This window comes from Polynucleobacter sp. AP-Capit-er-40B-B4 (genome assembly GCF_018882245.1).
In the GTDB taxonomy this organism is placed as follows: domain Bacteria; phylum Pseudomonadota; class Gammaproteobacteria; order Burkholderiales; family Burkholderiaceae; genus Polynucleobacter.
Genome location: NZ_JACVOV010000001.1, coordinates 944,695 through 970,473, shown reverse-complemented (window position 1 = coordinate 970,473; position 25,779 = coordinate 944,695). Strand labels below are relative to the sequence as shown.

The 25,779-nt window shown below is 41.6% G+C and carries 32 protein-coding genes and 1 tRNA gene; 11 read left to right on the top strand and 22 right to left on the bottom strand.

What is annotated here, in order from left to right; translation table 11 throughout:
• Nucleotides 1–78 precede the first annotated feature (78 nt).
• A complete protein-coding gene (locus ICN19_RS04960; RefSeq protein WP_216245974.1) occupies nt 79–516 on the bottom strand; it encodes a DUF4118 domain-containing protein in 438 nt (145 codons plus the stop codon).
• A 94-nt stretch (nt 517–610) separates the two neighbouring features.
• Here ICN19_RS04960 and ICN19_RS04955 point away from each other — a divergent pair, with 94 nt between their 5' ends.
• Nucleotides 611–1,429: a carboxylesterase gene (locus tag ICN19_RS04955; RefSeq protein ID WP_216245973.1), complete on the top strand. Its 819-nt coding sequence runs from the start codon at nt 611–613 to the stop codon at nt 1,427–1,429.
• Between the two features lies 1 nt (nt 1,430).
• Here the strand turns inward: ICN19_RS04955 and ICN19_RS04950 are convergent, their stop codons facing one another.
• Nucleotides 1,431–2,222: a MipA/OmpV family protein gene (locus tag ICN19_RS04950; RefSeq protein WP_216245972.1), complete on the bottom strand. Its 792-nt coding sequence runs from the start codon at nt 2,220–2,222 to the stop codon at nt 1,431–1,433.
• A gap of 64 nt (nt 2,223–2,286) precedes the next feature.
• On the opposite strand from ICN19_RS04950, the gene ICN19_RS04945 reads away from it, so the two are divergent.
• Nucleotides 2,287–2,751 carry a DUF2147 domain-containing protein gene (locus ICN19_RS04945; RefSeq protein ID WP_216245971.1) on the top strand — a complete coding sequence of 155 codons (465 nt, stop codon included), beginning with the start codon at nt 2,287–2,289 and terminating at the stop codon, nt 2,749–2,751.
• 252 nt (nt 2,752–3,003) lie between these two features.
• Here the strand turns inward: ICN19_RS04945 and ICN19_RS04940 are convergent.
• The 5 genes from ICN19_RS04940 to ICN19_RS04920 form a co-directional block, all read right to left on the bottom strand.
• Nucleotides 3,004–3,079, bottom strand: a tRNA-Phe gene (locus ICN19_RS04940).
• A 203-nt stretch (nt 3,080–3,282) separates the two neighbouring features.
• Entirely contained in the window at nt 3,283–3,567 is a 285-nt protein-coding gene (locus ICN19_RS04935) for a hypothetical protein (RefSeq protein ID WP_216245970.1), read from the bottom strand.
• A gap of 18 nt (nt 3,568–3,585) precedes the next feature.
• The gene (locus ICN19_RS04930; protein WP_216245969.1) at nt 3,586–3,750 is read right to left on the bottom strand and encodes a hypothetical protein; all 165 of its coding nucleotides are present in this window, start codon (nt 3,748–3,750) and stop codon (nt 3,586–3,588) included.
• A gap of 2 nt (nt 3,751–3,752) precedes the next feature.
• Nucleotides 3,753–3,899 (bottom strand): hypothetical protein, encoded by a 147-nt coding sequence (locus ICN19_RS04925; protein ID WP_189241313.1) that lies wholly within the window; start codon nt 3,897–3,899, stop codon nt 3,753–3,755.
• A gap of 45 nt (nt 3,900–3,944) precedes the next feature.
• On the bottom strand, nt 3,945–4,385 hold the full coding sequence (locus tag ICN19_RS04920; protein ID WP_216245968.1) for a DUF6641 family protein: 441 nt from the start codon (nt 4,383–4,385) through the stop codon (nt 3,945–3,947).
• Between the two features lie 384 nt (nt 4,386–4,769).
• On the opposite strand from ICN19_RS04920, the gene ICN19_RS10145 reads away from it, so the two are divergent.
• The 4 genes from ICN19_RS10145 (at nt 4,770) to ICN19_RS04900 (ending at nt 7,695) form a co-directional block, all read left to right on the top strand.
• Entirely contained in the window at nt 4,770–5,225 is a 456-nt protein-coding gene (locus ICN19_RS10145; RefSeq protein ID WP_216860614.1) for a hypothetical protein, read from the top strand.
• 309 nt (nt 5,226–5,534) lie between these two features.
• Nucleotides 5,535–6,101, top strand: coding sequence for a site-specific integrase (locus ICN19_RS04910; protein ID WP_216245967.1), 567 nt, complete (start codon nt 5,535–5,537; stop codon nt 6,099–6,101).
• Between the two features lie 246 nt (nt 6,102–6,347).
• The gene (locus tag ICN19_RS04905; protein WP_216245966.1) at nt 6,348–7,301 is read left to right on the top strand and encodes a hypothetical protein; all 954 of its coding nucleotides are present in this window, start codon (nt 6,348–6,350) and stop codon (nt 7,299–7,301) included.
• Nucleotides 7,302–7,380: 79 nt separating this feature from the next.
• Entirely contained in the window at nt 7,381–7,695 is a 315-nt protein-coding gene (locus tag ICN19_RS04900) for a hypothetical protein (RefSeq protein ID WP_216245965.1), read from the top strand.
• On the opposite strand, the gene ICN19_RS04895 is transcribed toward ICN19_RS04900, so the two are convergent.
• The 3 genes from ICN19_RS04895 to ICN19_RS04885 all read right to left on the bottom strand — a co-directional run bounded on the left by ICN19_RS04895 (nt 7,692) and on the right by ICN19_RS04885 (nt 11,183).
• On the bottom strand, nt 7,692–8,906 hold the full coding sequence (locus ICN19_RS04895) for a tyrosine-type recombinase/integrase (protein WP_216245964.1): 1,215 nt from the start codon (nt 8,904–8,906) through the stop codon (nt 7,692–7,694). The two genes, ICN19_RS04900 and ICN19_RS04895, sit on opposite strands and share 4 nt — an antisense overlap.
• Nucleotides 8,907–8,997: 91 nt before the next feature.
• A complete protein-coding gene (locus ICN19_RS04890) occupies nt 8,998–10,125 on the bottom strand; it encodes a CsgG/HfaB family protein (protein WP_216245963.1) in 1,128 nt (375 codons plus the stop codon).
• 353 nt (nt 10,126–10,478) lie between these two features.
• Nucleotides 10,479–11,183, bottom strand: coding sequence for a hypothetical protein (locus ICN19_RS04885; RefSeq protein WP_216245962.1), 705 nt, complete (start codon nt 11,181–11,183; stop codon nt 10,479–10,481).
• A gap of 112 nt (nt 11,184–11,295) precedes the next feature.
• On the opposite strand from ICN19_RS04885, the gene ICN19_RS04880 reads away from it, so the two are divergent.
• Together ICN19_RS04880 and ICN19_RS04875 are read left to right on the top strand one after the other, a co-directional pair.
• Nucleotides 11,296–11,988: a TetR/AcrR family transcriptional regulator gene (locus ICN19_RS04880; protein WP_216245961.1), complete on the top strand. Its 693-nt coding sequence runs from the start codon at nt 11,296–11,298 to the stop codon at nt 11,986–11,988.
• Between the two features lie 109 nt (nt 11,989–12,097).
• On the top strand, nt 12,098–12,286 hold the full coding sequence (locus tag ICN19_RS04875) for a cysteine-rich CWC family protein (RefSeq protein ID WP_216245960.1): 189 nt from the start codon (nt 12,098–12,100) through the stop codon (nt 12,284–12,286).
• Nucleotides 12,287–12,309: 23 nt separating this feature from the next.
• On the opposite strand, the gene ICN19_RS04870 is transcribed toward ICN19_RS04875, so the two are convergent.
• From ICN19_RS04870 to ICN19_RS04850, 5 genes are all read right to left on the bottom strand, one after another.
• Nucleotides 12,310–12,762: a hypothetical protein gene (locus ICN19_RS04870; protein ID WP_216245959.1), complete on the bottom strand. Its 453-nt coding sequence runs from the start codon at nt 12,760–12,762 to the stop codon at nt 12,310–12,312.
• The gene (locus ICN19_RS04865; RefSeq protein ID WP_216245958.1) at nt 12,737–13,423 is read right to left on the bottom strand and encodes a hypothetical protein; all 687 of its coding nucleotides are present in this window, start codon (nt 13,421–13,423) and stop codon (nt 12,737–12,739) included. Before ICN19_RS04865 ends, ICN19_RS04870 begins: the two co-directional genes overlap by 26 nt.
• On the bottom strand, nt 13,423–14,169 hold the full coding sequence (locus tag ICN19_RS04860; protein WP_216245957.1) for a TIGR04255 family protein: 747 nt from the start codon (nt 14,167–14,169) through the stop codon (nt 13,423–13,425). Before ICN19_RS04860 ends, ICN19_RS04865 begins: the two co-directional genes overlap by 1 nt.
• 542 nt (nt 14,170–14,711) lie before the next feature.
• The gene (locus ICN19_RS04855) at nt 14,712–14,858 is read right to left on the bottom strand and encodes a hypothetical protein (protein ID WP_179945968.1); all 147 of its coding nucleotides are present in this window, start codon (nt 14,856–14,858) and stop codon (nt 14,712–14,714) included.
• A gap of 47 nt (nt 14,859–14,905) precedes the next feature.
• The gene (locus tag ICN19_RS04850) at nt 14,906–15,346 is read right to left on the bottom strand and encodes a DUF6641 family protein (RefSeq protein ID WP_071539888.1); all 441 of its coding nucleotides are present in this window, start codon (nt 15,344–15,346) and stop codon (nt 14,906–14,908) included.
• 144 nt (nt 15,347–15,490) lie between these two features.
• Here ICN19_RS04850 and ICN19_RS04845 point away from each other — a divergent pair, with 144 nt between their 5' ends.
• Together ICN19_RS04845 and ICN19_RS04840 are read left to right on the top strand one after the other, a co-directional pair.
• Nucleotides 15,491–15,832 (top strand): hypothetical protein, encoded by a 342-nt coding sequence (locus tag ICN19_RS04845; RefSeq protein ID WP_216245956.1) that lies wholly within the window; start codon nt 15,491–15,493, stop codon nt 15,830–15,832.
• Between the two features lie 372 nt (nt 15,833–16,204).
• A complete protein-coding gene (locus ICN19_RS04840) occupies nt 16,205–16,546 on the top strand; it encodes a hypothetical protein (RefSeq protein ID WP_216232156.1) in 342 nt (113 codons plus the stop codon).
• 8 nt (nt 16,547–16,554) lie between these two features.
• Here the strand turns inward: ICN19_RS04840 and ICN19_RS04835 are convergent, their stop codons facing one another.
• Nucleotides 16,555–17,556 carry an HD domain-containing phosphohydrolase gene (locus tag ICN19_RS04835; RefSeq protein ID WP_216245955.1) on the bottom strand — a complete coding sequence of 334 codons (1,002 nt, stop codon included), beginning with the start codon at nt 17,554–17,556 and terminating at the stop codon, nt 16,555–16,557.
• Nucleotides 17,557–17,906: 350 nt separating this feature from the next.
• On the opposite strand from ICN19_RS04835, the gene ICN19_RS04830 reads away from it, so the two are divergent.
• Nucleotides 17,907–18,491 (top strand): site-specific integrase, encoded by a 585-nt coding sequence (locus ICN19_RS04830; RefSeq protein ID WP_216245954.1) that lies wholly within the window; start codon nt 17,907–17,909, stop codon nt 18,489–18,491.
• A 124-nt stretch (nt 18,492–18,615) separates the two neighbouring features.
• Here ICN19_RS04830 and ICN19_RS04825 read toward each other — a convergent pair whose 3' ends face one another.
• From ICN19_RS04825 to rsmB, 6 genes are all read right to left on the bottom strand, one after another.
• The gene (locus tag ICN19_RS04825; protein WP_216245953.1) at nt 18,616–19,302 is read right to left on the bottom strand and encodes a hypothetical protein; all 687 of its coding nucleotides are present in this window, start codon (nt 19,300–19,302) and stop codon (nt 18,616–18,618) included.
• 44 nt (nt 19,303–19,346) lie between these two features.
• Entirely contained in the window at nt 19,347–20,561 is a 1,215-nt protein-coding gene (locus ICN19_RS04820) for a tyrosine-type recombinase/integrase (protein ID WP_216245952.1), read from the bottom strand.
• A 331-nt stretch (nt 20,562–20,892) separates the two neighbouring features.
• The gene (locus ICN19_RS04815; RefSeq protein ID WP_216245951.1) at nt 20,893–21,576 is read right to left on the bottom strand and encodes a response regulator; all 684 of its coding nucleotides are present in this window, start codon (nt 21,574–21,576) and stop codon (nt 20,893–20,895) included.
• A gap of 2 nt (nt 21,577–21,578) precedes the next feature.
• Nucleotides 21,579–23,888, bottom strand: a complete 2,310-nt coding sequence (locus ICN19_RS04810) for an ATP-binding protein (RefSeq protein ID WP_216245950.1) — start codon at nt 23,886–23,888, stop codon at nt 21,579–21,581.
• Nucleotides 23,885–24,466 carry a DUF4390 domain-containing protein gene (locus ICN19_RS04805; protein WP_255536930.1) on the bottom strand — a complete coding sequence of 194 codons (582 nt, stop codon included), beginning with the start codon at nt 24,464–24,466 and terminating at the stop codon, nt 23,885–23,887. The genes ICN19_RS04810 and ICN19_RS04805 overlap by 4 nt, the downstream gene beginning before the upstream one ends.
• Nucleotides 24,463–25,779 (bottom strand): 16S rRNA (cytosine(967)-C(5))-methyltransferase RsmB, encoded by a 1,317-nt coding sequence (gene rsmB, locus ICN19_RS04800; protein ID WP_216245949.1) that lies wholly within the window; start codon nt 25,777–25,779, stop codon nt 24,463–24,465. Before rsmB ends, ICN19_RS04805 begins: the two co-directional genes overlap by 4 nt.

The window sequence follows — 25,779 nt, the reverse complement described above, 5'->3', positions numbered from 1 at the left end:
CGCTTAAGTTAATTTGTTGTCATGGGCGGCTAACGACCCATAGCAGTCTTAGGTGCGGCATGCCTCAGCCCTGAGACTTTAAGCTAGTGGTTTTATACCGGCACTTAATTTCGCCATTATTTGCATTCTTGAATCAGAAACTCTGGCAATCAGTACAGCCCTGTATCGCTCACGTTGTAATTTTTCAATTAAATAAATAACCGTAATGAATAGAAGCGAATAGATACTGAGATTTAGAATATCGAGTAAGGAAGGTAACTCAAAACTATTAAATGGCGGTATAAAAAAATAATAGGCCAATATCATCCCAATAATGGCGCTCATCGATGCTGGCTTCCAGCCGAACTTGTAAACAATCAAAGTAGTGTTAAACAGAAAAAATAATATTGGGAACTGGGCCTGCATTAATGGATGGAATTGATAGCGCATGAAAAATGCAGCCAGGGTTCCAAGCAATGCATATCCATAGACAGAAGGAATATTAGGCGCCCATGCCCGTGAATTTTTTATTTGCATTTGGATTACACTCTTTTAAAGCTAACTACCAATTAAAACCATGTCCAATGAAGTGAATGATCTTTTCGAGGAGTTTACCCTAGGAACTTCAGGTATGGCAGTAGTATTCCTGCCTGGCCTTCAGGGCTCCATGTTGGAGTTGGGATCGATCCCCAAAGCAATCAAAAAATTAGGGCATACCTCTTGTATTCCCAGAATTCATGGCTACTCTGCTCAAAGTGGCTTTGATACATTTGATATTTGGCTCTCTGAATTAGATACGGTAGTCAATTTACTGCTTGAAAACCACGATCAAGTTTGTTTAATTGGCTTGAGCATGGGTGCAACACTAGCAATAGCCTACGAGGCTGATTATCAAAAGGGTATACCAGTAGTCGCCCTCTCACCCGTTTTTGCTTTTGATGGTTGGAGCGTACCCTGGTACTACCCACTACTTTATATTGTCTTCAAACTTGGCATTACGAATTGGCACTATAAAGAATCTCAACCTTACGGCTTGCGTAACCCTGAAGTGCGTCGTCGTGTTGCCAAACAAATTTTAGAGCAAGAAACTACAGAAGTGGGATCAGCCTCGCTCTCAGCAAAACATTTATATCAGTCCTTACGCCTGATTGAATTTGCAAAAAAAATTCTTCTTGATTTTCGATCTGACTTAAAAATCATTTGCTCTATTGATGATGATGTAGTTGCACCAACAACCATTGATTGGCTCTCTAAGAGCATCAGATCTTCAACTTGTAAGATTATTTGGCTTGGCGGCTCTTACCATATCATCACTTTAGATAACGAGCGTGAAATAGTAGTTAATGAATCCGTAGAATTCATTCAAGAAGCATTTTTTAAGCGCAAGGCAATAGTTGAGTACAGCAACGATGCTAAACAATTAATAATTCGTGCTCGCATCATTGATTAATCTATTTAAAACGATAGGCAAGCGCCATAAACACCGTATCCTGAAATGAACGAGTGAGGACTGGGCTGTTATTGACTCCAGAACCTAGCCATTTTCGTTTTCCGTATAAATTAACGTACCAATCATCTGCTACTGGTATTTCAAGTAAAAAACCTGCCAATGGGTTATTTGAAGCAGAGGCTGTATATGCTCGATACCCAGTAATTTGAGCCTCCCCAGGTGTAACACCATAGTAGTAGTTCGCAAAAGAGCCTGACTGGCGCTCCATGCCTACTTGTGGGTAGAGGACTACTTTGCTAATCAATTCGATTTCTGCAAAATAATTAACCTCAAGGAGATTGCCTTTCGATTGACCAAAGTCATGATAGGCATTCAAAAAGAATGCTCCAATAGGTGTATCTTGAAATGTTCCTAGGCCAATAGGTACTTGGTAACCTTTGTTAATCGTTTGACTGTTAATGGTTGACTTGACCTTAAAGGAATCAGGATCTACCTTACCTACGATTTCAAGAAACCCAAATCCGACAGGCAAAGTTTTAAAGGCCAACTGATCTATGCGCATGGCAAAGCGCTGGTAGTCAAAAAATCCATAGGGCAAGGCCATTGATTGGCTACCAGAGCTACCAATATTCAGATTAGTGCTGTACACAGCAGCTCCGATATCACCCACAATACGATCTGGAATCCCGTTTGGAATATCAGAATCTATACTGTTTGCAGAATAAGCTACAGAAATGCTTGATATAAAACAAAGTAATATCAGGTTTGCGGTTAGTTTTACAGATTTAATCATGGCGTCAATCTAACATGAAAGACGGCTATCTGTACTAGTAGCTAAACCACTCAATGGAAGTAATATGACTAACCCATTACAAATCGTTACAAAATTTGCCCAATACATAGTGTTGAGCGCTTTTCTTTTTGTAAGTTATGGCAATGCACAATCGACAGACCCAGTAATTGGGGTTTGGAAAACGATTGATGAGAAAACAAATCAACCCAGTTCATTAATTCGATTGGAAGAAAAAAATGGTGAATTAATCGGCACCGTTACTGAGCTAATTCCTACCCCTGGCGAAACGCTAGTAACCCACTGCAACTTATGTAAAGATGAGCGAAAAGGTAAACCCATAATCGGTATGATGATTATGAAAGGCCTCAAAAAATCTAGTCCAGGGGTTTGGTCGGGTGGAGAAATTCTAGATCCCGAAGAAGGTGAGATTTATAAGGTAAAAATTAACATGGTCAACGATAAAACTTTGGATGTAAGGGGCTATATTGGCATCCCACTGTTGGGCAGAACTCAAACTTGGGTTCGCTGAGGTACTTTTCAAGCCCCAAAAAATCTCTTGAGGTCTGGCACCTCCATTGCTTAAAGTCTACTGTTGGCCGTTAGCAGACATTGGATAGGCATTATTAAAAAGAATTGTTTTGTCGTTTTAAACGACATCAACTGACGCAGGGATGAATAATTGACGTGTCCTTTTAAAGGACGGTTCATGATGGGGGTATCTGAGACTAGGGGGGTCCAAGCCACAAATAAAAAACCACCCGAAGGTGGTTTTGGTGTTTCTTGGTGGCCCGGGGCGGAATCGAACCACCGACACAAGGATTTTCAATCCTCTGCTCTACCGACTGAGCTACCAGGCCAAGACTTGGAATTATAAATGAAACTGAAAGTGGGCTTGTTAAATGTGCCTACTGTTGCCAACTCTGCTTGATTTTGCTGGACTCTACGGTGAGTGGGGATGTTCTATCCTGCCGACGGTGGCGACTGGTAGAGATATGGGAATCCTCTGCTCTATGAGCTTTGCAAAGCCTTGAATTTAGTTTAAGGCCTTATGAGCCAACTACTAACCCTCAATTCTTCCCTCAAAAGTCTCGTTTGATGAATCTAAAAAGACCTCCTCTACGCCTAAATCATTAGACGCCAAAATATCAAATAATTCCGCATGCAATTCTTCATTGCCAATAAAGCAGTCGATAAACTTCTTTTGCGAGCTTACATCAACATCCTCGCATCGCCCTTCCTCCTGGACGGACTCAATTTCCGCCTTTATTCGCTTCCAATTAGAGGCATTGAGATCAATCTCAATTTCATTAACTGAGGCGACGATTTTAGAAACTATTAATTTCATGTTTTAAGCCCTTAAAAGTCATAGCTCAACTTTACCAAGTTCTTGCTGTCCAGCCTTTATCTTTTGCCTCACACGCTCAGCTTTTACAGCCTCTTGATCTCGCTTGACACGATCCCGCATTGATTTAAGTCTTGCTTGCTCGGGGCTTAGGGCTTTAATTGGGGCTATTTCATCGAATCTCATAGTTAACCAATCTGTAGTGGTTGATGTGGAACATTACCGCTCCCGAAGATTGCCTTGAAGAGTGCATAGGCTTGAGCTTGATTCTGTGCATAGAGAATTGTCTCTACCCACATTCCTGCTGCATTGACTGTTGCCTTATATCGCTTCATACAAGTATTTAGCGTCCAGCGTCTAGTAGCTGGACGCTTATGTTGCTATCGCTTAAATCCACTCCTCAAGCTAGCACTAGCTGTTTCTATTTGGGCGTCGAGCTCGCCAGCTTCAACAGCCGTCTTAATAGATTCCAATGCTTTGACAAGTTCTGCTCCGCTAGCCACTTCCACACTGGGTTTGCCTTTTGCCAGCTCAATAGTCCAACTTCCGTATTTGACTGAAACGCAGACTTTGCCTTGTTCTGACTGAAACCACCAAGGCTTTAGTCGTTTGGGCATCTCTACTTGTTTGCGTAAACCTGTTTCTTTGTCTTTAATGGTTTTGAACTTGGTAACAACAAAGGGCGTTCCGTCCATCTGACTCTTTGCTAACTGGATTTGCTCCCATAGCTTGCTAGAAAGCTTATTCCTACGAACCACGATTGCAGGCATATGGGTTGGTTTTTTAACTGCTACTAGTTTTAAGCTACTTAATGCGCTCATTGTTTTCTCCTATTAGTTAATGGGCATAAGCAGTTTGTTTTCGATCTCTTTATCTGGTCGACCTCTTTTTGCCAAATCACTTCTTTTGCCGCATTTTGGACAGGAAATTAGCGGTTTTTCTTTAAGAGAGATAAATATTTTTGCGAGTTGCTTGGTTACAAAGTAGATGTCGCATAAAGAAAAAGAAGTTGCAAGGTTGAGTTTGAGTAGTTGCTAGCTAGTTACTCGTAGTGGCAAATGAGTAACTCTGACTAAGCAACACAACTTCGTAACTTCTCTTTTGAGATCTGCGACTTTTACTGCAACTGATCTCTTCTGATCTCTCTTGTAACCAACAAAGCAACTAGCAACGAGAACTCAATTTAGAACACAAGGAGAATAAAAATGAGAGAAATAGCAATCAGAGGTTTTATCAATGAGAAGTACAACACCCCATTTGGCAAAGGCTTGTTTAGACGAGCCATCTATAACGGATCGGTAGAACTTCATAATCCAAACCAAAAGTATCTAGTGGACTTTTACGAATATGAACAATTTCAACATACTGCCAAATCAGACGATCAAATAAGAATACTTAAGAAATTAGATGCCTGCGGCATAGGCAGTACGCCAGATTTAGTGATTTCGTGGATTGTGCATTACGAACCCTTAACCAAATCTAAGGAACTAGTTGATGGTTATTGCATCTACTTACAAACAACAGGCGAAGTACATATTGAAATTAATGACGTTCTAAATGGAACAAAAGATGACTGGGACTTAAAAGCCTATCACTGCAAAGCTATAGGCGCCAATAAGCCCGTATTTGTTGCAAGCAATGTAGATCTAAATACCAGGTAGTTGTTAAGTAAAGTCGGTTCAAATCAGCCCTACAAGCAACGGTCTTCAAGCTTCACAGCGTCTAGTTGCCGGACGCCAATCAAACAGCGTGTAGGGCTTTTTTGACCCCAAACCCCAATTTGTCGTCTATTTCCCACGAAATACTCATAAATATTAATAACGCAAACCACATAAGAAAATCATACTTTTCTTATGTGGAGGCGTAAGTCATTGATTTTTGGAAGATCTTGTTTTGGCAAATTTTGGTCGACCATTTGGCAATAAGAAAACACACTAATAGAGCTTTTTTATTTATGAAAGGTTTTACAAATGGCTCAAGCAAAAACCCTTACCCAAGCAGAACTAGATCAAGTGCTGCGCTATGTATCTACCAAAAAATACCCCGAACGCGATAGGGCACTACTCATGACAAGCTTTCTTGCAGGACTTCGTGTTGCGGAGATTGCATCACTAACAATGGGTGATGTTTTAAATACAGATGGCACAGTCAAGGCAGAAGTTCGTCTATCTGCCGAACAAACCAAAGGCAAATATCCGAGGACAGTTTTCTTATCTACTAAATTACGCGCCGAACTGGAGGAATACTTAAAAACACGTCATGCCAAATATCCGGACATTCCACTCTTCCACACCAATACACGCCTAAGATTTACCGCCAATTCATTATGTCAGTGGTTCTATCACACCTATCGTAATGCGGGAATTAGTGGCGCAAGCAGCCACAGCGGAAGAAGGAATTTTCTAACCTCCTTAGCCTCAAAAGGTGTCGGTGTTCGTGTACTTGCTGCATTAGCAGGACATCGTAATATTGCCGTCACGATGAAATACATCGATGCTTCAGATGAAATGAAACGAAATGCAGTGGAATTAATTTGATAAAAAATCTAAGAATTAAATGGCTGCATTTTTTTAATCGTAAAAATGCAGCCATTTTTTACAAAAATATAATCGCCCGCAAAGCCTTTATTTATATGGCTCTAATTTTTCGTATTTTTGTGTCAAGGAAATAAAACAACGCGGTGATTTGTTCGAAAAATCGCAAAAATGTACAGTGACTCCATCAACAAAGCAAACAGACAATTTCGTCACTAACGCCAAGTTGATTTTTAAGGAGTTGTAAAAATGGAAAAAGTAATTGAAGTAAAAAAACAGTTGGCAAATCAATCAACAAATGAGGTATCCACACCCTCTGTTGATATTCGCAAGATGAATGCCAATATCATCACAGAAGATTCATCAACTTTTGATGAGGTATTTGAGGTGGAAGGCGAAGTAAAACCCTCGCCAAAATCTGTTAGTACAAGTCTTGTTCAGTACGAGCGCAAGCTCAGCTTGGAGGCTGCCACAGCAGATACAACAGCAATCATTCCAAAAGAGCGCAAAGAATATGTATCTGCGTTCAAAGCTGGTGTGGAGAAAACTGCTCGAAGTACTTTAGAGATGTGTCGCGTAGTATATGAAGCAGAGCAATCGCTAGATAGGTTTCAATTTAAAACCTTCTGCGAAGAAGTGGGGCTTAAGGACTACAGCAGTACTGTTCGTAAGTTCTCTGCTATTGGTCGGGTATATCCACGCTTTATTCAATATGTGGATCAGCTACCAGCAAGCTGGACAAATATCTACCTAATTACTCAAATTCCAGCAGATGCATTTGAGGAATGCCTAAAAAAAGGTTATGCCTTAAATAAGCTGACAGGCGCAAAGCTAGATGAGCTAGTCAAAAGCACAAAGGACATCAACAAGATTGAAGAGCCCCTAAGCTTTGATAGCAAAAACTCTGGGTATGTATTTGCCAAGCTCTTGTTTACCAAAAAACCTGATGACACTGATTGGCGTGCGATGGAAAAAGCATTAGCTGAAATCTCCGCCCGCCTACCAATCAAGTTTGTTATCAACAAAGAAGCTGGGGAGTTTGTGCAAGCTCGTCGTGAACAACGCTATGAGCAAATCAAGCAAAGCAGCAAAAATGTTGATCTCAAGCCTGATTTATGGGATCTAGGTGCAGAAGCTAATGCCGTTTATAAAGTCGCGGAACGTGTAACCAAGCCCGCCGACAAGGCGGTTATTACAGTTTAAAAACGACCGCTACCACTGCAGGGGTAGCTGTTGTTCCAAATAGAACAATTTCCTCAATTCAATTAAGAAAGAAATTCAAATGAAAAAACTATCTACAACCATGATTCCACACACATCAACTAAAGCTCAAGTAAGTAAGCTACAACATGTCCAAGATGTCTTTGCCATTGAGGTTATCAATGCCATGTATCGGGGCGCCAAATTTAGCGGTGTGATTCAACTGGTCAACGGCTCAGACAGTATTCGTAAGTTCAAAGGTGCTTATCGTGCTAACGCTAAGTTAGCATGGTTCGGTACAGAGCTTAAAAAGCGCAATCCCTTTATCAATCTTGCTAACGCAGAAGTAACACTATTACCTTGCTATACAGGTGATGTTATTGCCTGCTTGGGTTAAGCCAACTTCTCAGCATTCATCATCGGAGTGAGTTTTGAATAATGTTGCTCAATCATGCCAACACTAGTGCCCATTTGCCTAGCCAGAGTGTGGATATCAACCCCTCTTGCTAAGGCGAATGTGGCATACGTATGACGCAAGCTATACAAGGTTCTATTTTGACCGCCTCCATCAACCCTCATGTTGCTACGAACCATTAAGTTACGAAAGATATTTTCCATGTTGCTAATTTGCTCGCCTGTTGGCAATCTAAATATCAAAGCATCAAATTTAGCCTCAATCACTGCGTTGAGCCCCGAGTAAGGCAACTTCTGCCACTTCATTACTCGTTCTAATACCTTCACCACAGCAGTTCTTGCTATCAAATATCTTGGGCCCGTTTTGCCTGATACCCAAATCCTTAAGTATTTCTTCTCCCCAATCCAATGCCATTGCAAATGCCTCCACCTTATCGGCAATGCCTCCGTTCCATGTCGAATACCTGTATTAACCAAAAACTCTATGTAATAGGCGCATAGCGTTCTCATCAATGCTGTTCTCGCCGTATAGGAGCTCTTTTGCCAAGTCTCTGTGTAACTTAATAACTCCTTAATCTCTTCTGCCGTGAAAGCAGGGCGGGACTGACTTTTCTTGCCTTTGCTATCTAACAATGGCACGGCTTGATTTAATCCAATATAGCCACGATCACGGGCTAGATTAATCACGCGGATATACGCACTAGCGTGATTACGCTTGGTGCTTGCCATGGGAATCTTGCCCATTTGTGAGATGCGCCAAGACTCAAAGTCACCCAATAGTTCATTGGTAATTTGACCAATCTCATATTGCCCAAAAAAGGGAATGAGGTATTTGTTAATAGCAAAGGCATAGTCACGATAGATACGCTTACCCAGCTTATTGTGTAAAGCCTGCGCCATATTGGCTAGTTCATCCAAAGCCACTTGCTTAAAAGTTTTGGTGACAACAGCTAAGCCCGCACCAACTTTAACTTTGACAGTTTCGTAAATGGCGATTGCTTGTGTTTGAGCTAGATCAGAATCTTCTGTATTGGTTGAAGCTGCATGCCATTGCCCATTGGGTAGCTTAAAACGGCATTGCCATTTATTGCTTTTGGGGCGCCGAAACAGAGTTAATTCACCACGCAACAATGAAATTGTTTTGGGTGAAGCTTGGTTTGTATTGGCAGGGAAGAGCTGATTAAAGTTTTGCAAGTCGAGCGTCTAGTTACGGGACGCTTACTAGCTTAAATTCAGATTAGGGTTTGGGCAATTTATTACAAATTATTAATTTACCAAAAATATTTTACTTAGAAAACTGGATAATTTCTTGTTTATTCATTAAGTAAGTTGTGCCAGCCTCACTTGGAGTTAAGTCTTTCAACGGGGCATTTTTAAATTGATTAGTAGCCTTTGCTTCTGGTTTAACAGTCTTTTGTATTAATGGATCACTTAAGTCAACGGCTGGGGTTGTTAACCCCTTTTGATTGAAGTTTGGCTGTGATTGGATGCCTGAAGATTCGATTAAGCTATTTTCATAGTCCTTTACCAGCCTTGAAGTTTTAGTGTTCTCTATGGTGCCATCATTAACCGAGTCGATTAATTTACGACACTGAGAATAGGCCCCAGGATTCATGACCTGCGTTAGAAGCTCAAAGGTAGACAGATTAATCATTTGCCGTAGAGCAAAATGAATTGCCTCTCTCTCTTTGTATCCAGAATTAACATTGAATAACGTAGTACCAATAAAATTACCCATTGCAACATTAAAGTCCGTTGCAAAAATTTGTTTTTGTAACGCCACATTTGCAACTATCTGGCTTGTCTTAGTGCTTGTCATAGAGAGGTCTATACCAATCAACATTCTCATTTGAGTATAAGTTGGTCCAACACCCCCAATTTCAGCCTGAAAACCTCCTCCAGGCATAATGTCGAGACTATTAATGCTCCCCGTAATGTAATAGTCTGTCGGAATCAGAAGTCGCTGATCTTGTAGCCCCCACTTTAATTCAGCCTCAATGATTCTCGGGTCTCTGCGATTTAGTAGACTAACACCGCCCTCGTACAAAGCTGACTGAAGCATATCTCCAGCCCCTTGCGTTACAAATTTTCCTAATCCACCATCTGTAAGTTGTTCTTTTCCAGTTTGATCTAAAACTGCGCCAACAGAAAAGGTGATGTTTTTATTTACGCGGTCTCTAAGGCAAATTAATGCCTTATTAAAAGGTGTGACAACGTCACGTATTGGGGGACCTTTTGTTAGAGGGGCATCTTCTCCTCGATTGGTTGTGATGAAGCTATACCCTTGACAGCCCGAGAGAATCATTAGAAGCAAAATATATAAAAATAGCCTACACAAAAGCATTTGCGGCAGCACTAATTTATTGACGGTTAATCGTACTTTGCAGGGAACCGCTACTTGAGGTTGTTCCACTAGAAGAAATGCTATTGTTACTTCCAGTTACTGTCGAATTTGTAGTATTCATCGAACCAACAGAAGTAGTGCTAAAGCTGTTGACGTTTTGATTGGCAATGTTTGAAGTGCTTGTATTGGTAGAGTATTGGGTTGAAGATACATTGGCAGGCCCAAAACTGCTGTAATAGTCAGATTGCCTTAATGCAATTGCGTTTGCTTGTTGAATCATTACAGCCCGCGCAGCAGAGTCTTGACCAGACCATGCGCTATTCCATTGATTGGATACACTTTCAGACTGAGAAGGCTTAACAACACTGCACGTTATTGCTGTAAAAGCGAGGAGATTGACCAAGGCCCGCACAGACGTACTCCTAACGTCTTGAAGAAGATGCTGTTGGAGGAGCTGTAACAGAAATATTTCCCGTATTCATTGCACCAACAGCAGCAGCTGAAATACTTGTGTTGTTTATTCTTAAACTCTCTACTGCAGAAATTGTTACTGCAGATGTAATATCGCTTGTGTTTACAGCAAGGTTAGCAACAGAAGGATTGTAGGTTGACAAACCCCCAAGGCCAGAACGCTGTGCTTGGGTTAAGTCCACATTTCCGGTATTCATGGCTCCAATAGCAGTTGCAGAAATCGAGTTAGCCAATGCAATTGCAGAAATATTCGCCACAGCATTTGAATTAGCTGTTGCAATATTTTCTGTTGTATTTGTAACGGCAGTTGTTAAGTTAGATTTGGTAGTGTTGTTGTTTTGATTTATTTCGGAGGAAGATGCATTAATGTTGGAGGATGTAAGATTTTGTGTAACTGCTACGGACACTGTAGCAGGCGTACCTCCAAGTTTAATTTTTTGCCCCGCTAGATCTACAGTTGCCAAAATGTCACTACTATTGACAGCAATATTGCTAAAGGAGCCGCCCTTGTAGGATGCATCTGAAAGAAGATCGGTAACCTCATCCACCACATTTTTGATTAAACCCCTATTGCCCCCACCATAGTATGGCTGACCATATGTGAGTTGGCTTACTGTCAGTAGCGAAAGTATGATTAGTGTGTTAAAAATTTTCATGTTGAAACTTAGTCCTTTTAAAGTTGGTTAAAGAAAAATTTACTCTTGGTTTCCTCTCACTGCAACTCTATTTTTTTAACAAAGCGGTCGGTCTAAAAAGGACTAGGTATAAATGTCAACCCCTACCATCAAACGTAATGCTCTTTCGAAAAAAAACTCGCCAGTGGTAGTTACAGGACTAACTAGTCAACCCAAAAAACGACTAAGCAATGCCAAAGTAAATGACCTTGCAGTCGGTAGGGATAAAATTTTAATGGCGGCCAGGGTCTGCTTTCAGGAGCAAGGCTTTGTGGGCACATCTATGGCCGACATACAAAAAGCTAGCGGCTTTTCACGGGGAAACCTTTATCATCATTTCAAAACTAAGGAAGAAATCATTCAGATAATCATTGCTCAAAATCTTGGGCGCTTTGGTGAAAGAATTGATTTAATCCTCGCCCTGGCTTGTCAACAAGAGCTCTCTCTTATTGCCACAATCACAGAGCTTGCTGCCTTTGCGGAAGAAATAACGACTGGGCCAGGCAAAGGCATCGCCTTTCATGCCTGGTCTCTTGCTATGGTTGATAAAAATATACGCCACACTATGACCACCTTTTTTGAGCGAATTCGTGGCGCATTAGAGTGCTACATCCTAAATTTGCAGAAGCATGGTCAGCTTCCTCAAAAGTTAAACGCTTTAAATTTATCCGTTGCTCTATTTGGCATTGTCATCCCGGGATTTACTTTACAAAGCGTATTCATGGATGAAAAATCAATTAACGCAAAAGAATATGCCCAATGTTTAAGGCTGCTATTGAGAAACTAAAGCTTATTAGCTAAGCTGAGCGTCCCATAACTAGACGCTGAATAAATTTGTTCCATCTGGAACAGACAGAAACAAACCCCCTATCTTTCCAACCCCGTAGAATCAGGCCATGAAAACGGAAGATATTGGAAAAATTTGCCCAGCTTGTGGAAGAGCCAATGACTGCCAAATGGGTGGCGATAAAAAATGTTGGTGTTTTGAAGTGCCAGTAGACAAGGCAAAGCTCGAACAAGCACTTGAAGACAAATCAAAAGATCAATGCTTGTGTAGGGACTGCTTGAAGAAGTTAAGCGTCTAGTTACTGGACGCTGAATCACTCCTTTATATGGAGCGAACCTGTCTAATGTCGGCAAATCCTTCTGTTGCCAAGGCCTCTAAGAGCTGTAATTCATCATTATTAATGTTATGAATCAATGAATGCGCTTTATTTGTTCCATTTGGAGCGTAGGAAATTCGTAAATTAATACTTGAGGCATTCCGTGCGGCTGTTTTTATAGCCATCACATTGCCTAAGGCTAGCGCACTCTTTTTTCCAATACCTTTGGATGCTTGCAATCCCTGCAGGACGGCCTTTAATTTCTCGTCTCTTGTGCCATCATAATAATCGAGCCAATCGACAGAAAGCTGAGGCTCATCTTTACGCAATGCATAGGCGTGCGGAAATATTCCGATAATATTTTCTTGCTCATCAAATATTATTTTTTGATAAGGAACATGACGAACAACCTCGTGCTCATCTGGTATCAAATTACCCCTTTTGGTGGGTATTTTCATAAAACCATTTATTGGGCTGATATGGCAAAAGATTGAGGAGCAATCTTGAAACCTTTGTAACTCCAGCGGCACGATCTATTTCGCCATCAACCAGCGTCGAAAGAGTCCATCTAATATTATCGTTTGGCAAAAATTCTGTGGTTAATCGGTCCCCACCAACTATCCACGCTGCCAGCAGAAAACCTTTATCAGAAAGCCCCAGTCCTGGGTGCTTATTTGGCTTTAACGAAATCACAAGCTTTAAAAAAGTTTTATACGACTCCTTTTGGATTGGGCTTGTATCAGCATCCCACTCACTGATATCGTGCATGTTATCCAGCCGCTTGAAAACCCGATCTCTCCACTCGCGAGTTAAATACATCGAAACTTGAGATGTAAGGATCTTCACTTCTGATGTTGCGTCGTATAGCTTTTCCGAAAGTGTTTTATGTTCGCTAATCGCTTGAGTAGAAGGCGATTTAATGCTCACCAGACTTTGAATAGATTTTTGAAATTCACTCGTTGTATGACTGACTAAATTTTCGCCAAGCCCTCCAAGTGCAGAGAAAACTTTTTGATTGGCCATTTGCTCCGAAAAAAATGTTAAAGCAGCCCTGTCCTTCGCCAATAGGACATTAGGAAATTGCTTAACTTCAGTCTTTTTTAATAGAGCTCTACTCATTAACCAAAAAGCTTTCTTGCACGATTACTAATGCACTGTTCAAAGACTTTGTTTTTCTTGTTACGAATTTCATTCAATAAATTGTAGATGTCCTGATCACTTTGAGGCAAATCTTCAACCCTAAAGATGTCTAAATCCAACATAAAACTGGCATGATCAAGAATTGGGGAGGGAGCAGCGGCTGAATTAATCAGCAAATCACAACCAATGTCAGGCAACTTCAAGGCCGACTGAACTGCAAACGCATGCAGCGGAGTTAAGGAATTGGGCAGCTTTGGAAAAATATTTAGGTATTTCTCATGCTCAACAATATCGCCTGTCACTGGTATATCAATTCGATTGATATACCGAACGCCGATACGAGCAATTTCTTTTTGCCCAATATTCCGCTTAAATTTCTTCCAATCACGCATAAAACGCTCTAGGAAAGTCTCCCATCCGACATACGGGGCCAACTGTGAAATGGTAAAGGATTGCGGCCACAGAACCAAAATCTGAGTCATATCATTTGAGGAAAGGCGCCATCCTTTTTGGTTCTGTGTATTTTTGGGAATCGGAACTCCACCCTCTCCATCAACATCCACAGTGAAACTTAGATTTGAAACTGCCTGTGATTGGGGATATTCTTTTTGATATTTTTTGCTGACTGAAGTTAAGTCATCAAATCCAATAGTAGATTTGAAATTAATTGCTATTACAGCTTCTGTAATTGGTGGGTGAATATAATTTTTGCTCGCCTTAGCCATTTACAAATAATACCCTTAGTCGAGACCCTCAATGCAAAACTGTTGATGCCATTCGGGAAATATTTGAAACCGCTGCGAGCCACGAGATTCGGTGCTTGTAGGGCGGTGGGTCGCAACCAGCTTAGACCCAATGTGCAGAACTGTTTTAGTCCTCTATCCTACGTTTTCAATCCTCTGCTCTACCGACTGAGCTACCAGGCCAAGACTTGGAATTATAAATGAAACTGTAATCAAGCTACACAAATGTGTGCAACTGTACTCAATCGCCTTGTATTTGCTTAATCCTACGGCAGTTAAGGATGTTTAATCCTGTTTAACGGTGTTCTGCTTTTCCTGCTTACGCAGACATTGCCTTCGTTAAATTCTGCTGTGCTTTTGCCACCTTCTGCCGCTTACGCTCCGTGTCTAACGCTCGGCTGACATTGTCTTTCTGCGTTTTTAATGCGTCTAAGCGTGCTTGTTGTGGTGTGCGAGGCTTGCTAGGGTTGGGCACGCTGTAACTAATCCTCTGTTCAACTTCTCTAATAAGCATATAGGCTTTCTCAAGTAATTTGTTGCGGCTGGTGGGGCACGTTGGCGGCACCGAAGATGGACTTAAACAATGCGTATGCTTGTGCTTGATTTTGTGCAAACACAATTGTTTCTGTCCATAGTCCGCTTGCTTTAACTGTTGCTCGGTATTTGTGCATACAAGTATTTAGTAGTACCGTGCCAAGCACGACACTACAGCGAGAATTTACTTTCCAAATCCTTTACGCAAATTCACGCTTGCTGTTGCAATCTGCGTATCAAGCTCACCCAACTCCACAGCCGTTTTAATTTGCTCTAACGCTTTAATTAAACCTTGTGCTGTGTCGCACTCTACGCTGTGTTTACCTTTTGCCAACTCAATAAGCTGACTGCCATATTTAATGCTGACGCAGACTTTGCCAGCATCATTTTTAAACCACCACTCTCTCAACCTTTTGTTTACTTCCACACTTTTACGCAAACCAGTTTCTTTATCCTTTACTGTGCGAAACTTTTTAACAGCAAAGCTAGTGCCGTTGATTTGGCTCTTAGCAAGCTCGATTTGCTCCCAAAGTTTATTAGACAGCTTATTGCGACGAAATACGACTGCTGGTATATGTGCTGGTTTTTTTGCTGTGCTAAGTTTTAATCCATCTAATGTACTCATATCAATCTCCTTTGTAAGTAAGTTCAATTACTGTAGTTTCGGAAACGCTACGAGAACAACCTGAATTTGCCGTGCAATACCCAGTCATATGTAAGAAATGGACAGCAAATATTAAGGAATATTTGGTTGTTGATAAATATTTGTATGCGTAATGACGAACAAGTAGCAAATGATTGGTTAAAGCAAAACGGTATTGCAATAAAGCATATGGACAGAGTGGACTTATGCTTACAGCAAGCACAGATAGTTGCGACAAACTTACTCAAACATCACGCAGAATGGTTAAACAGCGACGAACGCGATTTACTAACGACATATACAAAAACCGTGCAGATAAGAGCAAGACAGAACAAGGCTTGTAGAGCTATGGCTTACAAGGTGCTCAATTTAGGCAAACGGACGAACAGAAAATTATTTAGACAGCACACGCAAATAAGTCATTGCGATAACAAAGGACAAAAACACGAAGTGGAATATAACGGCTAATGACTTCGTGCTCGTATTGCAATTGCTGTAAAGGTTGCGATACATATGAGCGAGCCGCAGAATTACTGTTTAGCAAATCAATGCGAAAACTGGTTGAGAGTTTTAATACATTCGTCTCTCGTTAAATTCTTTTACAGTTGTATGCGATGGAATCAGAACATTACATACAAGCGACGACTATCAATGCTACTTCTTTAAGTCGCATATAGCCGTTGTTTACTCCAAAATCAGTCAAACAACAAAGCAAAAGCAAATCAATAATGAGCCGAAGGAAATGTGACGAGCGAAAGCGATAGCTTTAGCGAAGACACAGCAAGCAACGAAGTAGCTTGCTTCGAATAACTGAGTTACTATGAAAGAAAGGAGTTTCATATGACTGAAAATCAAATTAGTGAATATACCCAAAAGCTATTAGATAGAGTAGTTGCTCTTACGCACGAAGTAGAGAATCTACGCACATCATATGGGATAGTGCGAGATAGATTAAATATGAACGCTGAACAGCTATTTGTTTTGGCAAAAGGATTTACTGACGAAGCAAAACTCATAGAACAATTTGCCACACTATCCACACAAGCCGCAAGCATTACTGCGGATATGGCAATGCTTACTAAGAATGAAGCACTTATTATGTGTGCTAATGCTTCTCACCAAACAGCAAAAGATTTAGACGAGCTTATTGCCAAGTTTAAGCAAGGACATTTGGATAACTAGCATTAGAATTATTTAGTATGGGGGGGGGGGAATTGATAACCATCTTCTCTAAACAACTTTAAGCAAGCATCAACAACCTCAGCATCAAATAGCTTTCCTTTGCCATTCTCAATTTCTTGCAATGCCGCATCTATACCAATTGCAGGACGATACGGACGAGCGTGAGACATTGCTTCAACAGTATCAGCTACAGCTAATATTCTTGCTTCCTTAATAATGCTATCGCCTTTTAAGTGATTGGGATAACCACTGCCATCAAGTCGTTCGTGATGTTGATAGATGGTTTGTGCAAGTGCCCATTCGAAGTTTATTTTCTTAACAATATCAAAACCAGTTTGTGCGTGTCTATGCAATGCTTCAAGTTCGAAAGATTCTAATTTGGTTGGCTTGCTTAAAATTTCTGCTGGCACAGCAATCTTGCCAATGTCGTGTATCAACGCACTTAGCTTTAATCCTTCAATCAGATTGATTGGTAAATTCATTTCTGTAGCAATTGCAACACACAAGTGTGCAACACTACATTGATGTTGGTAAGTGTATGCATCTCTCGCTACGATAACTTTAGTCAATGCCTCCACAACCTGATACATATTGAGTGCGAGAGCTTGTTGATAGCGGATTAAAGAACTTTCAGCATTCTTTCTGCTTGTAATGTCTCTAATGTTGCATTGAATAACTCTGTCGCCATTTACACCGTATACATTACTTACAAACTCAACGCTAATAATTTTTCCATCTTTTGTGCGTAATGGTAAATCGTTGTATTTAATATAGCCGTCCTTCTGTAATACAGCAAAGGCTTTAATGGACGCACTTTTATCAACCATTGCACCAATTTCCCACAACTCCATACCAACAAGCTCTTCTTTTGTATAACCAAGCATCTGTATTAGGTATGGATTTACATCTTCAATTTTTCCTGTTTCAAATTCCAATATCAAAATGCCATCTTGTGCAGTTTCAAACAAGCGTCTGTAGCGAAGATTTAAGTCAGTATTAGTGTTTGTCATATTTTTATACTCTGCCCAATCGTTTAATTTGTCAAACAGCACCTCAAACCCACGCTATAAACACTTAACGAGTGACAGTGAATAGCAATACAGCAGAGATGTGCTCAAACAGCGTATAGACGCTGTACGCAAGTCTGCGTATTTCTGTAGTCAAAATCCAACACTATCAATAAATAGTTATATGTAAGGAAATACAAAGAAGCTTTGGTTTCTCGTCAAAACCTACATATCTCATTGATTATTGGAAAGAATTTAATTTGACAGCATACACACACGAAACGGTCGCAGAAAGATACAAAAGAAAATACATTAAACGCTTAGCAAACATTTGGTTAAAGAAGGAAAAAGTTATGACTAAGCAAGCAAAGGTTCTAAACAGCACAGAAATCCGTAAAGTACTTGATTACTGTTCAACAAGAAAACACTCACAACGCAATAGAGCGTTAGTGTTAATTATGTTTAATACGGGAATGCGTGTCAGCGAGGTAGCAAGTTTGAGAATTAAAGATGTTGTTGATAGCGAAGGCAACATAAAGAATGAAATACGCTTATTGGCAGAGAATACAAAGACTAATGAAGCAAGAACGGTATTTGTGAACGAGAAGTTACGAAAAGAGCTACAGCAATACGTAAAGGTATATGCCAACTCAAATCCAAGCAATAAGTTCTTCTATAGTCAAAAGAAGGATAGCGACGGCTTTACGGCAAATACGCTTACACAGCACTTTCACTATTTGTATAAGCGTGTTGGGTTGGATGGAGCAAGCTCACATTCGTCGCGTCGTACCTTCATAACCACGCTTGCAAACAAAGGTATCGGCGTAAGAGTGATTATGGGATTAAGCGGACATAAAGCACTTAGTAGTGTGCAATGCTATATCGACTGCAATAGTGAGCTTATGAGAAACGCTGTGGAGAATTTGGCTGTGGTGTGATGGATTACTTGGTTGGCAAGGATTTGATGGTCAGGCACACAGTCGAAAAACATACATATAAAAGGCTTATGGCTAGTGGGCTTTATGTGTAGGTTTTTTAGCTGTGTAGTCAGCCAAACCATCCTTACTTGCCTTGCTTCTTCAAGTTAGCAAGCATTCCTTTTAACTTCTCTGCTTGTTGTTGGTTTTGTTTTAACTCTGCTTCAATTTCTTCTGCTGTGCGTTCTTGCTTTACCAATTCCTCTAACGCTAATGCCATTACATCTAACTTCACTTGTGCTTTTGTTTTCCATCCGTGCAATTGCTGTAATCGTCCTTGTGCCAAATTATTCGCACTCTTACTTGTAATCAAGCGTGGCATACCATCGCTATCTAAACTTATATCGCTGTCAAAACTAAAATCAATATCTCTGTCAAACCATACTGCCAATGTTTTGTCTTTGCTAATAATTTCTTGTAATTTTTCGTATGCTCGCTCAAATAAGCCGTCAGTCTTATTTTTAATCTCGTCTGCTTTTTTAATGCGATTGACAATTACTTTGCCAACTTTGGGATTGCGTCCGCTATAGCTATCCAATTTTCCGTGCCACATCACTGCTTCTTGTAGCATTTGCTCATACTCTTTTACTTCTTGCGGTGGTTTTATTTCACGCAACTCTTGTTGCTCAGCCCAACGCTGTTTGTATAGTTTTGCAAAGTCTTTGCCAACCGCATTATTAAAGTCACGCGGCGAAACATCCAATCCTTTTTCCAACATACGCATTAGCTCTTTAATACGCTTCTTGCGTGTCTCGTTATTAAAGCGTGCCATAAGTCACATATATAAAAAGTAAGCAGATAACCAATATTACATTGTTATGCCAATCTCTCTGCTGCCATTGTTGCTGTCATTTTGCTGTAGTGCCGTTCAATCATATTCACGCTAGTTCCCATTTGCTTAGCAAGCGTATGTATATCAATGCCGCTTGCTAACGCAAAAGTAGCGTAGGTATGACGCAAGCTATACAGCGTTCGGTTTAAGCCACCACTATCCTTACGCATACTGCTTCGCACCATTAAGTTTCTAAATATATTTTCCATATTGCTTATCTGCGTGTTGTCAGGCAAACAAAAGATGGCTTTGTCTAACTTAGCTTCAATTAGTCCATTTAAGTTTGTGTAGTCCAACTTATGCCAACGCATTAGACGCTCAAATACTTTGATTACTTCGTGCTTAGCAATTAGGTAGCGTGGACCAGTCTTGCCACTTACCCAAACACGCAAATATTTTTTATTGCCTATCCAATGCCACTGCAAGTGTTTCCAACGCAAGCGTAGTGCTTCTGTGCCGTGTCTAACTCCAGTGTTTACCAAAAATTCTATGTAAGCAACACACAGCGTTCGCATTAGTTTTGTGCGTTCTGTATAGCTACTCCTTACCCAAGTCTCTGTATAACTTATCAAATCAATAATTTCTTCTTTACTAAAAGCTGGGCGAGGCTGACTACGCTTGCCTTTGCTGTCTAACATTGGCACAGCACGATTGTGTGCAACATAGCCACGCTCTCTCGCTAAATTCACAACACGAATATATGCACTTGCGTGATTGCGTTTCGTGCTTGCCATCGGTACTTTATTCATTTCAGTAATTCGCCACGCATCAAAATCTGCAAGCATCTCTGTTGTAATGTTTTCTATTTCGTAGGCGCCAAAAAAAGGAATGAGATATTTATTGATTGCAAAAATATAATCTCTATAACAACGACGACCAATGTTGTTATTCAATGCTCTACTCATATTTGCAATTTCATCTAACGCAATCTGCTTAAATGTTTTCGTAGTGATTGCCAAGCCAGCGTCTGTTTTTATTTTTACTGTTTCATATATTACAATCGCATTTATCTTTGCTTGCTCTATGTCAGTAGTATTTGTTGTCGTGCTATGCCACTTGTTGTTTGCCAACTTAAATCGCACTTGCCACTGTGATGACTGCGGACGCTTATACAGCAAGGCTTTGCCGTCCATCAGCTTTACTTGTTTAATAGTGTTTGCATCAAACTGTGTTGTGAATAATTGTTGTAGCGAACTCATACACGCAAGTATGTTTTCAAACGCCTACTTGGACGACGATTAGTTTTTTATCGTCGCAAAAATCCCACGCAATACTCTGCGAACAAAATTATGTGTGTGATTTTTTTATTGAGTGCCGCAGATATTTCTGCGAATTGAACGGCGCTGTGAAGAGAAGCTTTGAGCTAATGTTTACAACTGTCAAACATCGAAAAATATTTTTTTCAATCCTCTGCTCTACCGACTGAGCTACCAGGCCAAGACTTGGAATTATAACGAATTTGCTTTAAGCGCCCTTGATTTGGGGGATTTGCCTAATTTTATGGGCTGCATGCCCTTGGATAACAGGGGTCTAGCTCTCGCCTTTGTTCCGCGATGTATCTATTCCTAGCGCCTTAAGCTTGCGATACAAATGGGTGCGCTCAAGACCTGTGTACTCGGAAATCTTGGTCATGCTGCCGCCCATGATTTGCATTTGATGCTCAAAATACGCTTTTTCAAAGAGATCCCTAGCCTCTCTTAATGGGAGGTCGAAATACGTTTTTGCTATTCCGCTGATGTATTCACCTTCGGCAGGCGCAGGAGCCGACTCAACAATCACCTGCTTTGGTGTTGCCACTGCGTTTGTGCTGGCCTGAACAGCGCGCTCTTGTTCAGGTTCAACATATTTTGGAGAGCTCTCTAAAGCCTTGCTAACTGTCTTCAAAAGCTTTTGTAATGCAATCGGCTTTTCTAAAAAGTTTAGAGCGCCAATTCGAGTTGCTTCAACAGCGGTATCAATTGTTGCGTGGCCAGACATCATCACCACGGGCATAGTGAGCTGGCCGGTGTTAGACCATTCTTTTAATAAAGTAATGCCGTCGGTATCTGGCATCCAAATATCGAGCAGCACCAGATCAGGACGCATTTGTTCGCGAATGGTGCGTGCTTGTATCGCACTCTCTGCGGCGTACACAGTATGGCCCTCATCCGTCAGAATCTCATTGAGAAGCTCACGAATTCCCATCTCATCATCAACAACCAAAATACTAGCCATGCTTAGGCTGCCTCTTTTGCTAGATTCATAAACAATATTGATACCTGCGCACCAACTACTTCATCGCCCTGCATACGATTTCTAATTTCAATTTTTGCAGCGTGATCATCAACAATTTTTTTCACTACTGCCAAGCCTAATCCAGTACCTTTGCTCTTTGTTGTTACATACGGCTCAAAGGCTCTTGCCAATATCTTAGCTGGAAATCCAACTCCACAATCACTTATTGTTAATCGCACTGCATTTTGAACTACGCCATTATGCTCACCGTAAGGCACCAACTCTGTTTTCACCTCAACTGGGCTGCTAGGGTTCGGGCCCTCAAGAGTGGCATCTTGGGCATTTTGGAGTAAGTTATGAATCACCTGCCGCAACTGGGTTGGGTCACCCATAATATTTGGGCAAGATGGATCCAATTTCGTTTTTAATGGGCTTCCTTCATAAAGACCCAAAATCTCTGAAGTGAGCGTATTAATTGATACCGGCTTCAATTGTGGGGTTGGCGTCTTAGCAAAATCCCTAAAGTCATTCACCATTTCTTTCATGGCCTGCACCTGACCAATAATGGTTTCAGTGCTGCGATTGATCATTTCTTCTTGCTCTGGACTCAGCTTTCCAGCGAGCTTATGTTGCAACCTTTCGGCGGAGAGCTGAATAGGTGTTAGAGGGTTTTTAATCTCATGGGCAAGGCGTCTTGCCACTTCGCTCCATGCAATCGATCTTTGTGCGCTCACCACATCGGTAATGTCATCAAAAACAACCATGCGTAAATCACCAGTCAACTCTGTGCCACGCACAAATAAAGTAACGCCTAGTTCATTTTCAAACTCATTAGTGCTGTGTAGCTGAATTTGTTTCTGCCACACAGGAGCATTGGTTTGTTTGGTATTTTGCGCTGCATCGCCCTCGCTAACCACAGCAAGCTTCATGGTCGCAAAGCCCTCTTTAATCGCGCCCTCAAACTCTTGCAAAGCAGGACTGCTACTCAGGGGTTTTCCGTCAAGCTGAGTGAGGTCTTGACCAAAAATTCGGTCCGCCCCTGCATTGCTAGATACAACGTTATAGTTTTTATCAAAAATGCATACGCCTGCAGTAAGGCTCCCTAGAACGCGCTCTAAGAATGCCTTGGATTCTTGTAAAGAGGTGCGAGTATCTGCCAGCTGCCTTGTCATGACATTAAATTGACGTGTAAGCATCCCTAGTTCATCGCCAGTATCCAACTCAGGCTTAGGTGATAAATCTCCCTGGGCAACCGCTTGCGTGCCCTTCAACAGCATTAAGAGTGGGCGAGCTAACTGCCTACCCAGCATGAGTGCCAAGGTAATCGCAACAAATACTGCAAAGAAAAGTGTAAGGGTTAGGGTGCCCACAAACATCTTCCGCAGGCCTGTGCGCCCTAACGATTTTTCTTGATACTCACTATAAGCAGACTCAACCGCAAAAATGTTTTTAGCCAATGGGGTTGGAATATAGCGCACGAGTTGTAAAAAATATTTATCGTCCGCATCTTTGCCAGAATCTAATTTGCTATGAATAGTTTTTTTACGAACAACCGGAATAATTGCCCTAATTCGATAACCGCGCTGCCCGCCATCCATTTCAATTTGATCTAGAAAAGTTATCCCTTTCTTTTTAAATGCCTCAGCAACCACCTCTGCACTGGGCGCGGGAAAATATTTTTTAGGCTTTAGCTCGCTAGTAACAATCAAGTTCCGCTGCATAGTGAAGAGGCTTACCTCTTGGATGCCGAATTGGTTGCGAATCTTCATAATCGTGGCGCCAACCTGATCAGCTGTTGCACCCGAAGGGGCTTGAACAATTTGTTCTGCAATAAAGTTGCCCTCACCCAAAATCTCTTCCTCGGCGACCCGCAGAGTCACTCGCCCTAATTCCAAGCCGGAATTTAATGCTGACTCTACCTTCACATCAAACCAAGTTTCAATGCTTCGGGATACGAACTGCAAAGATACGCCGTACAAAATTAATCCGGGAACAATACCAACCAAAGCAAAAATCATCGCCAGTTTGGCAATCAAGCGGGTGCCAAAATGGCCTCGATACCAGCGTACCGCGATCACGCCTACTAGAGTCAAAATAACTAAAGTCAAACAAACGCCAATGACTACATTCGCGGCGTACAGCCAAATGAAATAGTTATCAAAAAATTCTGTATTGGATGAGGCTATTGCCAATAGAACCAATAGTAATAGAGCGAATAAGCCAATTAATCCAATCGTGATTGGCACAACTTTTTTGCCCAACGCTTTTGATGTAAAAAAGCCTGAGTCCAGCAGGGTTGCTATAGATCTCATCGCTTAATCAGATTAGGGCCGTTTGAGGAAAATGGGAAACGATACCAATCACTAGAAACATTCCAATCGCGGTTGTTCAGAGCATTGACCTGAAACGGCTTTGGCAGTTTGCTAAGGTCTAAGGTCATACGCATACTTGCTGTATATGACTTCCCTGGGTCTAGCTGTGAATTCTCCATTACACGCCATCCACCAATGCTGCCTACCGCTTGCAATGCTTCAGACATTGATTTAGCTGAGAAAGTAAAACCTTCGGAGGCAATGCGGTACTGCTGCGTTAAGGGCTGATATGACAAGCGGGTTTGCCTTTGAATAAGGGCTGGCTTTTCATCGAACCAATACCAACGTGATCTCGTTAGATCAAACTCGGTTTGGAAGTACAGCACTACACCTTTTTGTACTGCGTCTTCTAGTCCTGGAGACAGTTCGATCTGAAACGTGGCGCTCAATAACCAGTCGTTATCGGACCTTTCCAGCTCAAAGGATTTGATCTTGATGCCTTCTGCACTAACGGTAGTGGAGATCATCCCCATAACCATTAAGAGCAAGAAGAGGAATTGTTTAATTCTTCGGCTCATGGCCCATTTTTCTTAAACAAAGCATAATAAAAACCGTCATTTAGTTCGCCCGGCAAAAGCTGGCCTGGAGCGTCTAATCGTACCGCATCGGAATGCTGCTCAGCAAACCAATTGGCTTGATCCTCGCCCTCTTCGACAAATATTGAGCAAGTTACATACAAGAGGGCGCCACCCGGCTTGAGCATCTTCCACGCCTGATTCAGAATACCGCGCTGTCTTTCTTGCAGCGCTTTTACATCCGCCTCACGTCTTAAAAATGGAATATCTGGATGTCGAGACACAATTCCCGAGGCAGAACAAGGCGCATCAAGCAAAATTTTGTCAAAAAGAACCCCATCCCACCATGCGGCTTTAGACGCATCTCCACGCAACACTCTTACCTTTTCAGAATGCAGGCGAAGGCGATCTAGATTGCCGCTAATTTTTCCAATCCGCTCGCCATCTAATTCCAAGGCCTGCATTGAACAATCGGCAAGCTCCAATAAATGTGCGGTTTTTCCGCCAGGAGCAGCGCATGCATCTAGCACTAATTCGCCCTCCTGTGGGCTCAACAAAATCGCAGCTAGTTGTGCTCCCGCATCTTGTACAGATACAGCGCCACTATAAAAACCAGGCAAATCAGAAACGGGCACAGCTTCTGGAACTAAAAGTGCACAAGGCAATTGAATGCCAGCCACTTCATCTATTGGTTTTGATGGAATGCCGGCATCAGACAATAGTGATTGATATTGCTCGCGCGTGTATTGCCGTTGATTAACACGCAAAATTAATGGTGCGCGCTTGGCCTGCTGAAACAAAATCGATTGCCAATGTTTTGAGTAATTACGTTTTAAATTTGCGCGCCACCATGCAGGCACATACATTGGAATCGGGTCGGGTGGATAACGTTTCTCGCCTTCGGGCGGCTGCACTAAGAGGCTTACCTTGCGCAGCACTGCATTCACCAATCCCTTGGCGTACATAGTCTTGTCATATTCGCCACATGCCTTCACAGCCTGATCAACAATGGTGTGTGCCGGGTAGCCTTTGCCTTCCGCTGCATCCTGCAAAAATAAAGCGATTGCCACGCTTAGTAAGTGCTCTGTTTCAGGCGGCGGAGTCTTTGGAATAAATTGCTTGATTAATTCATGAGAGCGCACCCACTTTCGAAGCGCATCAAAACTGAGGCTTTGAACGATTGGGCGCTCATGGGGCTCTAGTTGATCCAAGACCTCTGTAAGTGACCTTCCGCTCATTACCTCGCTGATTGCTTGTGCTGCAATAGTGATTGCTTCTGAAAGCGGGAGACTGCGTGGTGTTTTTTGGTCGGTCAA

Excerpts from the sequence above, each read along its gene's own strand:
- ICN19_RS04955 (WP_216245973.1), top strand. The coding sequence starts at position 611 with ATGGCAGTAGTATTCCTGCCTGGCCTTCAGGGCTCCATGTTGGAGTTG.
- ICN19_RS04905 (WP_216245966.1), top strand. The coding sequence starts at position 6,348 with ATGGAAAAAGTAATTGAAGTAAAAAAACAGTTGGCAAATCAATCAACA.
- ICN19_RS04820 (WP_216245952.1), bottom strand. The coding sequence starts at position 20,561 with ATGAGTTCGCTACAACAATTATTCACAACACAGTTTGATGCAAACACT.
- ICN19_RS04880 (WP_216245961.1), top strand. The coding sequence starts at position 11,296 with ATGTCAACCCCTACCATCAAACGTAATGCTCTTTCGAAAAAAAACTCG.
- ICN19_RS04835 (WP_216245955.1), bottom strand. The coding sequence starts at position 17,556 with ATGACAAACACTAATACTGACTTAAATCTTCGCTACAGACGCTTGTTT.
- ICN19_RS04930 (WP_216245969.1), bottom strand. The coding sequence starts at position 3,750 with ATGAGATTCGATGAAATAGCCCCAATTAAAGCCCTAAGCCCCGAGCAA.
- ICN19_RS04810 (WP_216245950.1), bottom strand. The coding sequence starts at position 23,888 with ATGAGATCTATAGCAACCCTGCTGGACTCAGGCTTTTTTACATCAAAA.
- ICN19_RS04845 (WP_216245956.1), top strand. The coding sequence starts at position 15,491 with ATGCGTAATGACGAACAAGTAGCAAATGATTGGTTAAAGCAAAACGGT.
- ICN19_RS04855 (WP_179945968.1), bottom strand. The coding sequence starts at position 14,858 with ATGCACAAATACCGAGCAACAGTTAAAGCAAGCGGACTATGGACAGAA.
- ICN19_RS04830 (WP_216245954.1), top strand. The coding sequence starts at position 17,907 with ATGACTAAGCAAGCAAAGGTTCTAAACAGCACAGAAATCCGTAAAGTA.
- ICN19_RS04860 (WP_216245957.1), bottom strand. The coding sequence starts at position 14,169 with ATGGCTAAGGCGAGCAAAAATTATATTCACCCACCAATTACAGAAGCT.
- ICN19_RS04850 (WP_071539888.1), bottom strand. The coding sequence starts at position 15,346 with ATGAGTACATTAGATGGATTAAAACTTAGCACAGCAAAAAAACCAGCA.
- ICN19_RS04840 (WP_216232156.1), top strand. The coding sequence starts at position 16,205 with ATGACTGAAAATCAAATTAGTGAATATACCCAAAAGCTATTAGATAGA.
- ICN19_RS04875 (WP_216245960.1), top strand. The coding sequence starts at position 12,098 with ATGAAAACGGAAGATATTGGAAAAATTTGCCCAGCTTGTGGAAGAGCC.
- ICN19_RS04945 (WP_216245971.1), top strand. The coding sequence starts at position 2,287 with ATGACTAACCCATTACAAATCGTTACAAAATTTGCCCAATACATAGTG.
- ICN19_RS10145 (WP_216860614.1), top strand. The coding sequence starts at position 4,770 with ATGAGAGAAATAGCAATCAGAGGTTTTATCAATGAGAAGTACAACACC.
- ICN19_RS04925 (WP_189241313.1), bottom strand. The coding sequence starts at position 3,899 with ATGAAGCGATATAAGGCAACAGTCAATGCAGCAGGAATGTGGGTAGAG.
- ICN19_RS04950 (WP_216245972.1), bottom strand. The coding sequence starts at position 2,222 with ATGATTAAATCTGTAAAACTAACCGCAAACCTGATATTACTTTGTTTT.
- ICN19_RS04900 (WP_216245965.1), top strand. The coding sequence starts at position 7,381 with ATGAAAAAACTATCTACAACCATGATTCCACACACATCAACTAAAGCT.
- ICN19_RS04870 (WP_216245959.1), bottom strand. The coding sequence starts at position 12,762 with ATGAAAATACCCACCAAAAGGGGTAATTTGATACCAGATGAGCACGAG.
- ICN19_RS04815 (WP_216245951.1), bottom strand. The coding sequence starts at position 21,576 with ATGGCTAGTATTTTGGTTGTTGATGATGAGATGGGAATTCGTGAGCTT.
- ICN19_RS04805 (WP_255536930.1), bottom strand. The coding sequence starts at position 24,466 with ATGAGCCGAAGAATTAAACAATTCCTCTTCTTGCTCTTAATGGTTATG.
- ICN19_RS04825 (WP_216245953.1), bottom strand. The coding sequence starts at position 19,302 with ATGGCACGCTTTAATAACGAGACACGCAAGAAGCGTATTAAAGAGCTA.
- ICN19_RS04920 (WP_216245968.1), bottom strand. The coding sequence starts at position 4,385 with ATGAGCGCATTAAGTAGCTTAAAACTAGTAGCAGTTAAAAAACCAACC.
- ICN19_RS04865 (WP_216245958.1), bottom strand. The coding sequence starts at position 13,423 with ATGAGTAGAGCTCTATTAAAAAAGACTGAAGTTAAGCAATTTCCTAAT.
- ICN19_RS04910 (WP_216245967.1), top strand. The coding sequence starts at position 5,535 with ATGGCTCAAGCAAAAACCCTTACCCAAGCAGAACTAGATCAAGTGCTG.
- ICN19_RS04885 (WP_216245962.1), bottom strand. The coding sequence starts at position 11,183 with ATGAAAATTTTTAACACACTAATCATACTTTCGCTACTGACAGTAAGC.
- ICN19_RS04960 (WP_216245974.1), bottom strand. The coding sequence starts at position 516 with ATGCAAATAAAAAATTCACGGGCATGGGCGCCTAATATTCCTTCTGTC.
- ICN19_RS04935 (WP_216245970.1), bottom strand. The coding sequence starts at position 3,567 with ATGAAATTAATAGTTTCTAAAATCGTCGCCTCAGTTAATGAAATTGAG.